Genomic DNA, 13,601 nt, shown 5'->3' with positions numbered 1-13,601 from the left:
CTAATTATACAATGGATTCAATATGTTATGAATTATTTAGAGGGTGGGAGCACGGATTCAGGATGAAGTGACGGATGTTGTCAACGAAGATCTTCGCGCACTTTACTCTCTGGCTGATACGCTGATTTTTCCATCTTTGCAGGAGGGTTTCGGCTGGCCCATTATCGAAGCGCAGGCATGCGGGTGTCCGGTTGTAACGTCCAACATCGCGCCGATGACGGAGGTGGGGGGTAACGGCGCAGTATATATAAATCCTAGGGAGGAAACGTCCGCAGCTTCAATTATCGCGGAAATGCAAGGACGCCGTGAGCTTCTAAAACAAGCTGGCTTTGCCAATGCGGCACGGTTTTCTATGGAAAGCATGACCAGTGGTTATCTTGGTGCTTATAGTGCTGTTTTAAACATGTTAAAATAAGGAGTTATATCGAGTTGATGGGGTAATTCCTGGAGATATATTCTGGTTTTGTTTTACGTTTGGTAATTCCTACCCATTAGGACATCATATGACGACTGCTATTGGCCGCCTTCTGAGGGAGATTTTCAACCTCTACAGGACCACAAATATGGGTACCTGCTCGGAATATTTGTGGAATGTTCTGCTCAAAGCGCCAAAGATTCTTCTGGAGCGGAGCCTGGTATCTGTGGACCAGTCTATGGATAAGCCGGCATATCGTTTCCTTGTTGGCGACAAAGCCATTTTGTTGCCTGGCAAGGGTTTCGGGCTCGCACGGGAAATTATTGGCCGAAGGATTTATGAACTGGATGAGCGGTTCGATATTCGGAGCGGTGATTGTGTTATTGATCTTGGAGCGAATGTGGGAGTTTTCAGTTTATTCGCGGCAGCGCAGGGGGCGCAAGTCATTGCGATTGATGCGCAGTCCGGGTTTGTCGCAGAAATCCTCGAAAATTCGAAGATGAACGGGGTGGACACGGTTCGTCCTATCCATGGCATCGTTGCTCCAGAGTGCGGGGTCTTTGCGTCACAAGAGGCCCGAAGTTCGGCTTCGCACTGGCAGGTGGAGCCTCCAAAGATCGACATGAACGAGGTGCTTCGTGAAGCAGGTTGGAGTGCTGTCGATTTTTTGAAAGCGGATGTCGAAGGTGCGGAGTTCGAGCTATTCACGACCGGCGATGAATGGGTGAATAAAGTAAGGCGTATCGCGATGGAGGTTCATCCGAAGTATGGAAATGTTGGTCAACTTTTGGCGCATCTCCAGGAAAGAGGATTCGAAGTCATTCTGACCGATCTTGATAAAAGGCCGGCCCATGATCTTCATGGAAAAATGGGATATGTCTACGCGATCCGCCAGTGACTATCCGATATTCCGAAGTGTTGAGCTTCGGGCATTTAAAATATGCGAGGACTAGATATTGGAACTGCGAGAAGCCCGTCTCACCGTAGTTATTCTGACGAGGAACGAAGAAAGAAATATTCGCGGATGTTTGCAGGCTGTTCCACCGGGTTATCCGGTGGTGGTGCTTGATTCGGGCAGTACGGATCGGACTCTTTCGATTGCGAAGGAGCTTAATGCAATCATTCATGAAAGTCCTTGGAAAGGATTTGCGGTACAGCGAAACCATGCGTTAACACGGTGCGGAATCTCATCTTCGTGGGTTCTCTTCGTGGATGCGGACGAACGGTATAGCCCGGAGTTCTTCCATCTCTTCGAAAACTCGCTGGCAAGCCGGTCGGATTTCGATGTCGGCATGTTGCCCTCACTGCTGGTGTTCAAGGGAAAAGTGCTGCTCCATGCTCCCGGATATCCGATTTATCACCCGCGGCTGGTGAGGACCAGTGCCGCCCGATTCAAGCCAAACCATGAGGGGCATGGGGAAGCGGCGGACGTGCCGCCAAATCGTATTGCGTATTTTCCGGACGCGCCGCCTTATCTGCATTACTTCTATGAAGGGGATATCGAACGTTGGCTACACAAACATGTCAGCCTTGGTAAGGCAGGTACTCTGCACGCACTGGACAGGAGCGAAAATGCGCTAGCGACCGCCCGTGGGCGGTTGAGCCGTTGGGTGAGTGGTTCATTCTGGGCAGGGCCGTTGCGATTTCTGTATCACTATGTGCTGAAGGCCGGTTTTCTCGATGGCCGGGCCGGACTCGAATACTCGCTGATGTATGGCTGGTATGAGTACACGAAATGGCTGTTGAAGGTATGCCAGTCCGGCCAAGCCCAAGAGGACGGGGAATGGTGAAAATCGCCATCATCACCACACACATTTGGCCCGCCCAAGGCTATGGCGGCGTGGCGGCCAGCGCGAGCCGGTTGGTTCACGCGTGGCTGCAGTCCGGAATCCAACCCGTCGTCTGTGCCTCGGACGCTTCGGAAGGCTCGTCGCTTCTCGCAGCGGAGGTGTCCGCTCGTTACCCTGGAGCTTCAGTGAGGCTCTACCGTGCCTGGCGGTTCAGGCGCTGGGGGTTCGGATGGGGTGCGCCCTTGCGAATTTGGCAGACCTGTTCGGAAGCGGACGTCGTTTATGTCAACGGCATCGGGACGTGGCCCTGTACCTTGGGAGCGATTTTCTCCGTGTTTTTGAAAAAACCTTTTGTTACGGCCGTCCGTGGAGGACTGATGCCGGCGCATGTCGAAGCCATCCGACGGTACAAGCCGCACAAGTGGCTCTATTATCGGCTGCTGACCTTCCCTACGCTCCGCAGGGCCAACGCGGTGCATGTGTGCAGCCCAAGGGAAGGCGATGCGGTGCGGGCCATCCTTCCTTCCGTCAGAACGGTGACGATCGCAAACGGTATTTCTCTTCCTGAAAAGGTGGAAAATCCAGAACGCGGCCCGTTGCGGATTTGCTATATTGGTCGAATATCGAAAGAAAAGGGTATAAATGCCTTCGCGCGCGAATGGTCAAACATTAGGCAAGACGGCGAACAGCTTTGGGTCGCCGGTGGCGGGACGGGGCCTTACTTCGACGAATTTCGCCGTCTGGCGGAATGGGGCGGTGAGGCGATCCGCTATCTCGGTGAGATTCCCCCCGCGGAGGTCCACAAAGTTATCGCTCGCAGCCATTTCCTCGTCCTGCCATCGGGTCTGGATGGGGGCGGAGAGCGGGAGAATTTCGGCAATGCCGTCGCGGAGGCATTGGCAGTCGGAAGGCCGGTGTTGGTGACACGCGGGCTGGCATGGGATCACCTCGAGGAGCAGGGAATCGGCATGACCTTTGCGTGTTCGGTGGAGTCGATTCGCGCGGCCGTCGACGCCGCGCGCGTTATGGTGGGTACCGAGCGATATACCGAAGCCTGCTTGGCCGCGCGTAGCTTTGCGGAGCAATATTTGAGTATTGAACGGACGACCGATGAATTATTTCGGCTTTGCCGGAGGGCCGCCGAGGCCGGCCCTGGAGTGGCAGTGGGGGAGCAGAGTGAATAAGTTACGAAAATTAGCGAAGATCATTATTAATTCTGGTTTTCGCGGAACTTTGGCTAAAACCCGCGTTGCTGCCGGTGTGGAGCACATACCGGTACTGTTCGCTTTGGATACTTGCCGTACTGTGGTGGATATCGGTGCCAACCGCGGCCAGTTCGCACTGGTGGCAAGGCATTGCCTGCCGCAAGCGCGGATTTTTTCTTTCGAACCGCTACCGGAACCGGCGGCCAAGTTCCGGACCGTGTTTAGCGACGATCCGAGCGTGACGCTGTATCAGTCCGCCATCGGCCCCGTGCGGGGCGAGGCGATCATCCATCTGTCAGCGCGGGATGATTCCTCGTCCCTGCTGCCCATCACGGCGATGCAGAATACCCTGTTTCCGGGCACGGGCGAGGCCGGTACGGCTACCATTTCGGTGGGTCCGCTCGCGGACCACCTGCCGCCGCAGGCCATTGAGCCGTCGGCCTTGCTGAAGCTGGATGTGCAGGGTTTCGAGCTTCAGGCTTTGCAGGGTTGCGAAGTGCTGTTGGAGCGCTTTTCCCATGTTTACGTGGAATGCTCTTTCGTGGAGCTCTACGCGGGCCAAGCCCTGGCCGACGAGGTGATCGCCTGGTTGCGGGAGCGCGGATTCGGGTTGCGCGGTGTGTATAACGTCGCCCATGATCGGCAAGGCCGGGCCATTCAGGCGGATTTTCTTTTCGGCAACGGAGGCGTTTTGAGTCACACCGACTCCTTTCCCCCGCGATCCGATAGCCAGGGAAAAGGATAATACTCACTTGCCATGAAGGTTCTCATCTACAGTATCAATTTTGCGCCGGAACTCACCGGGCCGGGAAAGTACACGGGCGAGTTGGCCGAATGGTTGGCAGCGCGCGGGCACGAAGTGCGCGTGGTGACGGCGCCGCCTTATTATCCGGAATGGCATGTGAAGAATGGATATTCGGGCTGGTGGTATCGGCAAGAACTCGTTGCCGCACCTTCATCTCAGCCTTCTTCCTCAGAGGAGGTGGGTGGGAGGCGTTCGTTGCGGCATCGTGGGGGGGTGAGGGTCTGGCGCTGTCCGTTGTGGGTTCCCGGGCATCCGTCGGGGCCGAAACGACTGCTGCATCTGGCGAGCTTTGCGGCGAGCAGCTTCCCGTTGATGTTGAGGCAGGTGCGGTGGCGCCCGGAAGTGGTGTGGGCGGTTGAGCCGCCGCTGTTCTGTGCGCCCGCGGCCTGGATTGTCGGGCGGCTTTGCGGCGGAAAGTCCTGGCTGCACGTGCAGGATTTCGAAGTGGATGCCGCCTTCGACCTCGGTTTGTTGCGTTCTCGCTTTTGGCGGCATGTGGTCATGAAAATCGAATGTTGGTTGATGCGTCGCTTCGATTGTGTTTCGACCATTTCGGACAAAATGATCCGGCGTTTGAGCGACAAGGGCATCGCGGAGGGCGTATTGTTTCCCAACTGGGTGGATACGGATCGCATCTTTCCTCTTTCGGTTTCCAGTCCTTTCCGGCGCGAGCTCGGAATCGCAGACGCCGATGTGGTGGCGCTCTACTCAGGAAACATGGGTCGTAAACAGGGGTTGGAGCTGTTGGGGGAGGCGGCGCGATTGCTCGAGGCTGGGTCGTTCTCCTCTCCGCTCCATACCAATGGGGGAGGGCAAGGGGAGGAGGCCGGGAAGATGGCTTCGAGCGGGGAGAAGGAAGTTCGGCCTTTGCTGTTCGTGTTCTGCGGTAATGGCCCCGGGCGCGGTGAATTGGAAGCAGCGTGCGTGGGACTGTCGAATGTGCGCTTTCTCGATTTGCAACCCGTGGAGCGTTTGAACGACCTGTTGAACCTGGCCGACATTCACCTCCTGCCGCAGCGGGCGGATGTGGCCGATTTGGTCATGCCTTCAAAACTGACGGGTATGTTGGCGAGCGGCCGTCCTGTGGTGGCCACTGCGAACCCGGGAACGCAGTTGGCTCGAGTGGTCGAGGGCAGAGGCATCGTCGTGGATCCCGGTGACGCCGCCGCCTTGTCGCGTGCGGTTGGCACGTTGGCCGGTGACATGCACCTGCGGCAACGGCTGGGGGAGGCGGCGCGAAGCTATGCCCTGGCCCATCTTGGGAAGGAAGCCTTGCTGACGGCGTTCGAAAACTCCCTTTCTGAACTCGTCGGTCAATAGGCGCCGCGCTGGTTCAGGACGACGTTGATGGTCTTGAACAGGACGGCAATGTCGTACCAGATCGACCAGTTCTGCACATACCAAGCATCGAGACTCACCCGTTCGTTGTAGCTGGTATCGTTTCTCCCGCTGACTTGCCATAGGCCCGTGATCCCCGGCAATACTTGTAAGTACAGCCTGGCGTAGTCGCCATAACGCTCGAGTTCGGCGCTTACCACGGGGCGTGGACCGACCAGGCTCATCTCGCCTTTGATGACGTTGATGAGTTGCGGAAGTTCGTCCAGACTGGTTTTGCGCAGGAAGCGGCCGACCGGGGTGATCCGAGGGTCGTTTTTCAATTTGAAATCTTTTTCCCATTCGGCCCTGGCCCCGGTATCTCTTGCAAGAAGCTCTTGGAGTACTTTGTCGGCGTCCATTCGCATGGACCTGAACTTCAGGCATTGGAAAGGTTTGCCGTTGCGGCCGATGCGGGTGTGGCCATAGAAGGCGTTGCTGCCGTCGCGCCGGATCAGAAACGACAGCAGTAAGAAGAGGGGGAAGAGCAATATGAGCAGCAGGCAGGCTACGACGATGTCGAATGATCGCTTGAACCAGGCGTAGCCGGGCTGCGCAAGGTTGTTCCTTACTGTGAGGAATATCACTTCATGGCTGAAGAAGTGCGATATCTTGGTGCCGAACAAAGGCAAACCCCGAATGGCGGGAACAATATGAAGGTTGATCTGTGTGGCCAGGAGATGATTGATCAGCTTTTGATTCCCTGGTTCAACCAATGAATCCATGGCGACGATGACATAGGGATTGCCGAGTTCCGCGATCAGTGTATCGATTCGCTTGCGGGCGGCAAAAATGGGAAAAGACTCGTTTCCAACCTTGACGGAGGGGGGGCGTTTTGAGTTCCTGGCCATGGGGCGGTCATGGCCGACTCGTTGCCCGACTGCGTCATGGATTCGTATGCTTCAGGTGCCTGGGGGGCGCAAGTCCTGTCGTTGCATTCCGTTTCCACAAATCCGAGCACGCGATAGCCTAGGCTCCGTTCGTCCTTAATCGCCAGATAGGCTTCGCGGGCATTCTGTCCCGCGCCGAGAATGATAGCGGAGCGTTGCCACAAGTTGAGGTGATCGAGCAGCCATCGGGTACCGGCCCGCCCAATCGGAATCAAAAGGAAATTGGCGCTCCATACGAGGAGATAGAGACTGCGGCCATGGGAGAGGCCGGTGATGAAGTTGCTTGCGCCTGCAAGCAGGGTCATGATGAAAACGACTCGTACGATTTCACGCAGTTCGTCCCAAAAAGGCCGGCGGTGTCTGTAGTGTTCGAGCAGCCAGAACCACACGAGGGTGATTGTTATCATCAAGCTGTAGCATGCGAATGGGGCGGGGTACGATGCCACGCCGGGGGGCGCATTCTGGTTCGCGAGCCATGCTATGGCGAGAAAGGTTCCGTGCAGAAGCAAGATGTCCGTCCCCGCGAGAACAAAGCCTGCTACTTGGTAGGACGAGGGGAGTCTAGGGATGTCGGGCGCATCCGCCACTGGGGTTTTCAATATTCGCCGCTGGCGAAGATGAGTGACGGCAACGATACTGCCCAAGTAAGTCGCGAACGCACCGATCAAAATGAGGATTATGGCGTATTTGTTATTAAATGATTCGTGAGCGTTCTGGAAATCTATTGCGAATCCAAGTGCCGATTTGATTCTCTCGTTGATTGTATTGAATGGCAAAGAAAAATTTGTCTCGGATAGAACGGACAGGTCAACAAAAATAAGGGAAATTAGAAAAAAGAAATATATAAAAGTGAAAAAATAACCGACGTTGTCCACGAATCTTTTTCGTGGGGAGGTCTGGACGTTAATCGTTAGTGCTGGGGAATGCATATCTTAAGCTGCGACGAAAAAAAACTGGTGCCTTCCGGCTGTTCTGCTGGCCCCTGTAGGCGAGTACAAAGTCGCTCCCGCCGGCTGTGTGACGGACGGAGACAGGCGGGCATGCGACGTTGTGTTCGAGAGGCACTTGGTTGAGTGTAGACGCTATCTCGGCCGTTTCAAGTTGGTTTTTCGCGGCGGAGCCGCTCCTACCGCCGGGTGTGGGGGCGGGATGTGGGAGCGGCTCCGCCGCGACAGATCGCGAGTGATCTGGGGGAAGGATTTGGAGGGCGTGCCGCTGAGCGCATTGTCGAGGTCTCGGCGGCTTTGCGGTGAGCTGGAGTTTTACGTCGCCGTAGCATGGTTTGCTGGCGGTACGCTGTGATCAAGTCTCAGGTGGGCCGTGCTAAACTGCGGAGCACTTTTAGGGGTATATCATGAGCGTAGCGCTGCGACTTTACGAGCAATTGACCGAGGCGGGGGAGGATAAGACCCGCGCCAAGCTGATTGCCGAGGCGTTCGAGCATCTGGAAGACCGGTATCCGCAGTTGAAGGACGTTGCAACCCAGGGCCAGGTTCGCGAAACCGAATTGCGGTTGCAGAAGGACATCGAGTCTGTTCGGCTTGAGATCAAAGAGGTTGAAGGCAAGTTACAGCGACAGATCGAGTCTGTTCGGCTTGAGATCAAAGAGGTTGAGGGCAAGTTGCAGCGAGAGATCGAGTCTGTCCGGCTTGAAATCAAAGAGGTTGAGGCCAAACTGCGGCTTGAGATCGAGAAAACGCGTCTGGAAATCAAGCAAGTCGAGGTTCGTCTGACCCGTGCGATTCATCGCCAGACGCTTTGGACGGTGGGGTCTGTTGGCACGGTGATCGGGTTGATCCGCTTGCTGGAATGGTTGCTGGCCCATGTGCCCACTCATGGTTGATCTTCTTCGGCATTTCCCTGTTCTGGCCGGTGAAGGGATTCTTGTTTGCCCTTCGATCATGTCGAAGTTTTTTACGACAGTGATGAACATCTACGAGCATTCTGCTCTTGGTGTAGGAGGTATGCCCCGCGCGAGGTGTTGCTGATTCTCTGCACCAGCATCGTTCCGGTCGGTCTGTTTGGTTTTTCGCGGTTTTTCGCGGCGGAGCCGCTCCTACATCTGGGCGAGGGGGGATGTGGGAGCGGCTCCGCCGCGACAGATCTCGACTGTTGCAGGTAATGCCGCGGTTTGGCTCGATGTGGTGTTAGAAGATTGTAAGATCAGCGCATGATCCCAAGACAGGCGCAAGCAGCGGGCCTGAAGCTCCTGCGCGGTTGTTGTTCGAAGTGGGGCAGCGATTGCAGAGTGTTGAGATCAGGTCCGGCGCGACTTTCATCGGTGATTGGCTCGATGCCCTGAGGAAGAGAGCTTTTCTTTTCGCGGCGGAGCCGCTCCCACAGTGGGGGCTCCTGCAGCGGGGAGCTCCTGCAGTGGGGGCCTACAGTGGGGGCTCCCACAGCGGGGAGCTCCTGCAGTGGGAGCTCCCACAGGGGGGAGGCTCCTACAGTGGGAGCGGCTCCGCCGCGACGATACCAGACCATCACATGAAACAATCCCCTCACTCCCGCGACTTGCGCCGTGGCCGATTCTCCGAATCGGGACGGCCTTATTTGGTGACGACCGTCACTCATCAGAGAACGCCCCGATTCTTAGCTTTCGGCGCGTGCCGGTGCGTGGTGCAGGAACTGCGCAATGCGGATGCGCGAGGTGACTCCCGGACGTTGGCCTGGGTGTTGATGCCGGACCACCTGCATTGGTTGTTCGAGTTGCAGGCTGTCTCTCTGTCCACGGTTGTGGGGCGGTTCAAGCAGGCCTCGGCCCGGAATGTGAACGGTTTGCTTGAGTGCAAGGGGCAGCGCTTTTGGCAGCCAGGATTCCATGACCGGGCGGTCCGGAAAGAGGAGGATATTCGCGCCATCGCCCGGTACATTGTCGCAAATCCGTTGCGGGTGGGGCTTGTGAGGCGTTTGGGTGATTATCCTCATTGGGATGCCGTGTGGCTTTAGCGGATTGGTATTCGCGGCGGAGCCGCTCCTACAGCCCTCCTACAGCGGGGGCGGCTGTGGGAGCGGCTCCGCCGCGAATTCGGGATGAGAAAAAATGCCCCTCCGGCCATTGAATCTTTGTCTTGCTCTTCTATACTACTTGACGTAACCGTTTTTCCACACTCATGTACCACTTTTTGGGGGGACCCTGTCATGAAGGTTGCGTTCACTCGACTCACGATGATTTTTTCCTTGCTGATCCCGCTGCTGATGCCGTCGATGGGGGCCGCCGCGCCGTCCAATGCTTCGCTGTCGGATGCGGACAAGCAGTTGGTCCAAGATGCCCGGCAGGCCGTCAGGGAGCAGACGGCAAGCCGCATCCAGGCGCTTTGGGCCGATTTCAGGGCGGGCAAGATTTCGAAGCGGGAATACAAGTCCCAGGTTCGGGAAATTCAGTCCAACCAGAACGGCTTGCTGAGCTCCCTGAGCAGCAGGGCCAACCAAAGAGAGCTGACCGGCCTGCTGGGCGAGCTCAGGGCACACCCCGAATCCGCGGAAGACATTTTGGCCACTCGGGGTAGCGGTAACCACGGGAACGGCTGGAACTACAAATGGCTCGTAAGCTGGATTAACTGGCTGCGCGAATACGCTAGCAACGGCCGGATCCTCTGATTCCGGACGGATAGGATTTGGACTCGCTGGATCCACCCGATCCGGCGAGTTTTTTGCGCGCGGAATGCAGACGGCTTGTGGCTGCGATATTTGACAAGGGTTTGTTTTCTGTCCTGTTGGCCTTGATCCTATGGCTGCCACTGCCTTGGGGCAGCAACTGGGAAGGGGCAGTTTATTTTTTTTCCAGCGTCGTATTCGCGCTCGGGGCCGCCTGTTGCCTGCTGCATGCCCACGGCGGGCTTCCGCTCACGACATCGTTTCGCAAGGCATGGCCTGCCTTGCTTCTGATCGGCGCGAGTGTCATCTGGATAGCTTTTCAAGGTTCACCCTGGTTTTCTGATCTGGCGGAAAAGTTGCTTCCTCGGGCCGCGCTGGTCTATCCGGATGCTCGCCAGATCGATCCCAACCTCTTATCCTCGTTCAGTACCGATCCGTATTACACCCGCCTAGCAGCATTCAGGGGGGCGGCGTATCTGGCCATGTTCGCGCTCATTCTGTTGCTTACCCGCGATCAGCAGAGAGTCCGGTGGCTGGCCTATGCGATGGTGGCATGCGGGGTATTCGAAGCCTTGTACGGCTCGGCCAAGTCATTGACTGGGCTGGAGTTTGGTTTTTTCGGCAAGGAAGTGCGCAAATCCGTCGCGACCGGTACCTTCGTCCACCGCAATCACCTTGCCGGCCTGCTGGAGATGACGCTGGCGGTGGGGGTCGGGTTGCTGATCGCCGGCAAGTTTTCCTCTCCGGGGGGCAACTGGCGCGACTGGCTGCGGGGAGCGGCGACTTTCCTGCTCAGCGAGAAGGCGCCGCTTCGCATCGCCGTCGTGATCATGGCGATCGGTCTGGTGCTCACCCGGTCTCGCATGGGAAACGTGGGGTTCGCGGCTTCCTTGAGCATCGCCGGTGCCGTTTACCTGCTGCTGGCGCCGTCGTCCAGGTTCTCCAGCGGCCTCGTGTTGGCCATCTTGTCGAGCATCGTGCTCGTCGATCTCGTGGTCATCGGCAGTTATTTCGGAATCGAGGAAGTGGCGCGGCGTCTGGAGCAAACCACGGTAGAGGAGGCGTCGAACCGGGTCGATCTGTTCGACTACGCGGTGCCGTATGTGTTGGACTACCTGCCGTTCGGCGCGGGAGCCGGTTCGTTCGTGGCGTCTTTTCTGCCTTATGGGGGGGCGGAGGTGGTCACTCCCTACGATCACGCCCATAATGACTATCTGGAGTTTCTCGGCGAATGGGGTATCGTAGGTGTTCTGCCCATGGCGCTTGCGGTGGCGTTGAGTCTGCTAGTCGCTTTGTTTGCGCTGCGTCAGCGGCATGACGCCTTGCTGAGGGCTATGGGTTTTGCCTCTTTCATGGGTATCCTGGCGCTATTGATACATTCATTCGTTGACTTCAATTTGCAGATACCGGCAAACGCGGGCTTCTTTGTTGTGCTCATGGCGCTGGCCTGGATTTCGGCTTTCTGTCATCAGCATCGTAATGGCGCCAGAACATCGCCGATTCTAGATGCCGAGGATGAAAATAGACCGCCCCGAAGGAGACATAAGTGAGTATGAACCGAGTGTATGTCTTCTGCCGTCTGATCCTGTTGTTCGGGATATTTGCGTCGGCACCTATTGCAAGTGTGGCTGCGGAAGGTGTGGGGTCGAGCACTTCAAGCGGCTATGCTTCATACACTTCCCCCTTGGTGTCGGGGGGCGGGGATAGTCCTTATCTGCGCACCCGTCCCATCCTGGATACCGGCGAAGCGCCGACCGAGGGTGCTGGCTGGCTGGAAGGATTCCGGCTGCCGTTATTGACGCGAATTCGGGTGGGTGAGTACTACGACGATAATGTTTTCTATAACAATCTGAATCGCCGGTCTTCTTTCGTGACCGTCGTGAACCCGCAATTCCTGGTTCCGATGCGTTTAGGCAAACAGAATTTGGGATTGGCTTATTCATTCCGTGGCAGCATCTACGAAAATGCCTCGCAGAATAACTATGTCGACAATTATGTTAATGCTTTTGGGGACTTGGAGTTCAACCACCGTGCCAGGCTGATGTTGAGCGGAAGTCTGGTTTTTGCCCATGACCCGATCGGTACGATGTTCAGTCAGGGTAATGTGGTCAATTTACTAAACGAGCCGAACGAATGGCATGAAGGGACTTTTGGAGCCCAGTTCCGTTATGGGGCGGACAAGGCAAAAGGCCGTTTTGACCTTTACTTCAATTTTGTGAGCAGAACCTACGACAACCACCCTTTGCTCACCAAGCGCAGAGACGTCAATGGCTATACGCTCGGCGGTACGTTTTACTACCGGGTGATGCCCAAGACTTCGCTATTGGTCCAAGTGGATCAGATTTTGTCAGACTACCAGTACACTCCACCGGGTGCACCATCATTGGATAGCCTTCAAGGTCGTTACCTGGCAGGTGTGTTGTGGGAACCGACCGCAAAAACCGCCGGTTCGATCCGTGTGGGGTACTTGACCAAGGATTTCAGTGATTCATCGCTGGGCTCTTTCGGGCTGCCGACTTACGAAGCTGCGGTTTCGTGGGCACCCCAGACCTATTCGACGTTTCGGCTTGCTGCATCGAAAGTCGCCAACGAATCGGTTTATGCGGGAGCGACATTCAGCGATAGTCAATATTACGCTCTGGCCTGGAACCATGTGTGGCTGAAACGCTTCAGCAGCCGGCTTGAAGTCAACGCTCGGGAAGACAAATTTCAGAATTCCGATATCAATAATAGAGGATACGGCGTGTTTGCGGGTTTTTATTACAAGCCTCAGCACTGGCTGACGACGGGGCTTAATTATTTCTACAATCAGAGGCATTCGACCCGGGACGAGTTAGACTATGATCGTAACATGATAGAATTGAGTCTTCAGATGAATATGTAAGTGTTTGGAATGGGTATCGGTCTGGTCGGGCCTTCCTCGCTGCCGGGCCAGCGATATGTTGAATCTGGGCTGGACGGAAGAAAGCCGATATGCAACGGATTATATATTTTGGTTGTTTTTTGTTTGCGCTGATCTCGTTCTGTTGCCATGGCGAGGAACGTCCCGCGGTGTCCGACTACCGCTTGGGTTCGGGTGATCTGATCAAGATCTACGTTCTCAATGAGGAAAACCTCAGTATGGAGGTCCGCCTGAGCGATGCCGGGACGATTTCATATCCATTTCTAGGGGAAATTCATGCCTTGGGGCGTACCGTAAGCGAGCTCGCGGCCGAAATCACTCGTGGTCTGAAGGGGCCTTATTTGGTCGATCCTAAGGTTAGCGTGAGCGTGATCGAGTACCGGAAGTTTTTCATCGGAGGCGAGGTAAAAGCCCCGGGTGGTTATCCATTTCAGCCTGGCCTTACGATACAGAAGGCGGTCGCTTTGGCGGGAGGCTTCACGGAAAGGGCCTCGAGTGACATTGTGGTGATCCATGAAGATGATCCAATGCAAACGCCGGTCGAGGCAAATGTGATGACGCCGGTGCGGCCAGGGGATGTCATCACCATCAAAGAAAGCTTTTTCTGATTTACTTCACGGGTT

The 13,601-nt window shown here is 56.1% G+C and carries 14 protein-coding genes; 12 read left to right on the top strand and 2 right to left on the bottom strand.

Features of this window, described 5'->3' with window-relative positions; translation table 11 throughout:
• Positions 1–67 precede the first annotated feature (67 nt).
• The 6 genes from ABZN20_RS05430 to ABZN20_RS05405 all read left to right on the top strand — a co-directional run bounded on the left by ABZN20_RS05430 (position 68) and on the right by ABZN20_RS05405 (position 5,535).
• Positions 68–415, top strand: coding sequence for a glycosyltransferase (locus tag ABZN20_RS05430; protein ID WP_367027021.1), 348 nt, complete (start codon positions 68–70; stop codon positions 413–415).
• A gap of 88 nt (positions 416–503) precedes the next feature.
• Positions 504–1,313, top strand: coding sequence for an FkbM family methyltransferase (locus ABZN20_RS05425; RefSeq protein WP_367027020.1), 810 nt, complete (start codon positions 504–506; stop codon positions 1,311–1,313).
• A 58-nt stretch (positions 1,314–1,371) separates the two neighbouring features.
• Positions 1,372–2,205, top strand: coding sequence for a glycosyltransferase family 2 protein (locus ABZN20_RS05420; RefSeq protein WP_367027019.1), 834 nt, complete (start codon positions 1,372–1,374; stop codon positions 2,203–2,205).
• Complete coding sequence (locus ABZN20_RS05415; RefSeq protein WP_367027018.1) at positions 2,199–3,389, top strand: glycosyltransferase family 4 protein; 1,191 nt, start codon at positions 2,199–2,201, stop codon at positions 3,387–3,389. Before ABZN20_RS05420 ends, ABZN20_RS05415 begins: the two co-directional genes overlap by 7 nt.
• Entirely contained in the window at positions 3,382–4,155 is a 774-nt protein-coding gene (locus ABZN20_RS05410) for an FkbM family methyltransferase (protein ID WP_367027017.1), read from the top strand. Before ABZN20_RS05415 ends, ABZN20_RS05410 begins: the two co-directional genes overlap by 8 nt.
• A gap of 12 nt (positions 4,156–4,167) precedes the next feature.
• Positions 4,168–5,535 carry a glycosyltransferase WbuB gene (locus ABZN20_RS05405; protein ID WP_367027016.1) on the top strand — a complete coding sequence of 456 codons (1,368 nt, stop codon included), beginning with the start codon at positions 4,168–4,170 and terminating at the stop codon, positions 5,533–5,535.
• On the opposite strand, the gene wbaP is transcribed toward ABZN20_RS05405, so the two are convergent.
• Together wbaP and ABZN20_RS05395 are read right to left on the bottom strand one after the other, a co-directional pair.
• A complete protein-coding gene (gene wbaP, locus ABZN20_RS05400; RefSeq protein WP_367027015.1) occupies positions 5,529–6,440 on the bottom strand; it encodes an undecaprenyl-phosphate galactose phosphotransferase WbaP in 912 nt (303 codons plus the stop codon). The genes ABZN20_RS05405 and wbaP overlap by 7 nt on opposite strands.
• A complete protein-coding gene (locus ABZN20_RS05395) occupies positions 6,350–7,354 on the bottom strand; it encodes a hypothetical protein (protein WP_367027014.1) in 1,005 nt (334 codons plus the stop codon). The genes wbaP and ABZN20_RS05395 overlap by 91 nt, the downstream gene beginning before the upstream one ends.
• 479 nt (positions 7,355–7,833) lie before the next feature.
• Between ABZN20_RS05395 and ABZN20_RS05390 the strand changes: the two genes are divergently transcribed.
• From ABZN20_RS05390 to ABZN20_RS05365, 6 genes are all read left to right on the top strand, one after another.
• Positions 7,834–8,322 (top strand): hypothetical protein, encoded by a 489-nt coding sequence (locus ABZN20_RS05390; RefSeq protein ID WP_367027013.1) that lies wholly within the window; start codon positions 7,834–7,836, stop codon positions 8,320–8,322.
• Between the two features lie 644 nt (positions 8,323–8,966).
• On the top strand, positions 8,967–9,428 hold the full coding sequence (locus tag ABZN20_RS05385; protein ID WP_367027012.1) for an REP-associated tyrosine transposase: 462 nt from the start codon (positions 8,967–8,969) through the stop codon (positions 9,426–9,428).
• Between the two features lie 219 nt (positions 9,429–9,647).
• The gene (locus ABZN20_RS05380; protein ID WP_367027011.1) at positions 9,648–10,079 is read left to right on the top strand and encodes a hypothetical protein; all 432 of its coding nucleotides are present in this window, start codon (positions 9,648–9,650) and stop codon (positions 10,077–10,079) included.
• Between the two features lie 17 nt (positions 10,080–10,096).
• Positions 10,097–11,626, top strand: coding sequence for an O-antigen ligase family protein (locus tag ABZN20_RS05375; RefSeq protein ID WP_367027010.1), 1,530 nt, complete (start codon positions 10,097–10,099; stop codon positions 11,624–11,626).
• 2 nt (positions 11,627–11,628) lie between these two features.
• Complete coding sequence (locus ABZN20_RS05370) at positions 11,629–12,960, top strand: outer membrane beta-barrel protein (RefSeq protein WP_367027009.1); 1,332 nt, start codon at positions 11,629–11,631, stop codon at positions 12,958–12,960.
• A gap of 89 nt (positions 12,961–13,049) precedes the next feature.
• Entirely contained in the window at positions 13,050–13,586 is a 537-nt protein-coding gene (locus tag ABZN20_RS05365; protein ID WP_218809121.1) for a polysaccharide biosynthesis/export family protein, read from the top strand.
• Positions 13,587–13,601 lie beyond the last annotated feature (15 nt).

Source organism: Methylococcus sp. ANG (assembly GCF_040730495.1).
Classification (GTDB): domain Bacteria; phylum Pseudomonadota; class Gammaproteobacteria; order Methylococcales; family Methylococcaceae; genus Methylococcus.
This window is presented reverse-complemented; position numbering and strand designations above follow the sequence as displayed.

Excerpts from the sequence above, each read along its gene's own strand:
- ABZN20_RS05425 (WP_367027020.1), top strand. The coding sequence starts at position 504 with ATGACGACTGCTATTGGCCGCCTTCTGAGGGAGATTTTCAACCTCTAC.
- ABZN20_RS05415 (WP_367027018.1), top strand. The coding sequence starts at position 2,199 with ATGGTGAAAATCGCCATCATCACCACACACATTTGGCCCGCCCAAGGC.
- ABZN20_RS05405 (WP_367027016.1), top strand. The coding sequence starts at position 4,168 with ATGAAGGTTCTCATCTACAGTATCAATTTTGCGCCGGAACTCACCGGG.
- wbaP (WP_367027015.1), bottom strand. The coding sequence starts at position 6,440 with ATGGCCAGGAACTCAAAACGCCCCCCCTCCGTCAAGGTTGGAAACGAG.
- ABZN20_RS05390 (WP_367027013.1), top strand. The coding sequence starts at position 7,834 with ATGAGCGTAGCGCTGCGACTTTACGAGCAATTGACCGAGGCGGGGGAG.
- ABZN20_RS05385 (WP_367027012.1), top strand. The coding sequence starts at position 8,967 with ATGAAACAATCCCCTCACTCCCGCGACTTGCGCCGTGGCCGATTCTCC.
- ABZN20_RS05380 (WP_367027011.1), top strand. The coding sequence starts at position 9,648 with ATGATTTTTTCCTTGCTGATCCCGCTGCTGATGCCGTCGATGGGGGCC.
- ABZN20_RS05370 (WP_367027009.1), top strand. The coding sequence starts at position 11,629 with ATGAACCGAGTGTATGTCTTCTGCCGTCTGATCCTGTTGTTCGGGATA.
- ABZN20_RS05365 (WP_218809121.1), top strand. The coding sequence starts at position 13,050 with ATGCAACGGATTATATATTTTGGTTGTTTTTTGTTTGCGCTGATCTCG.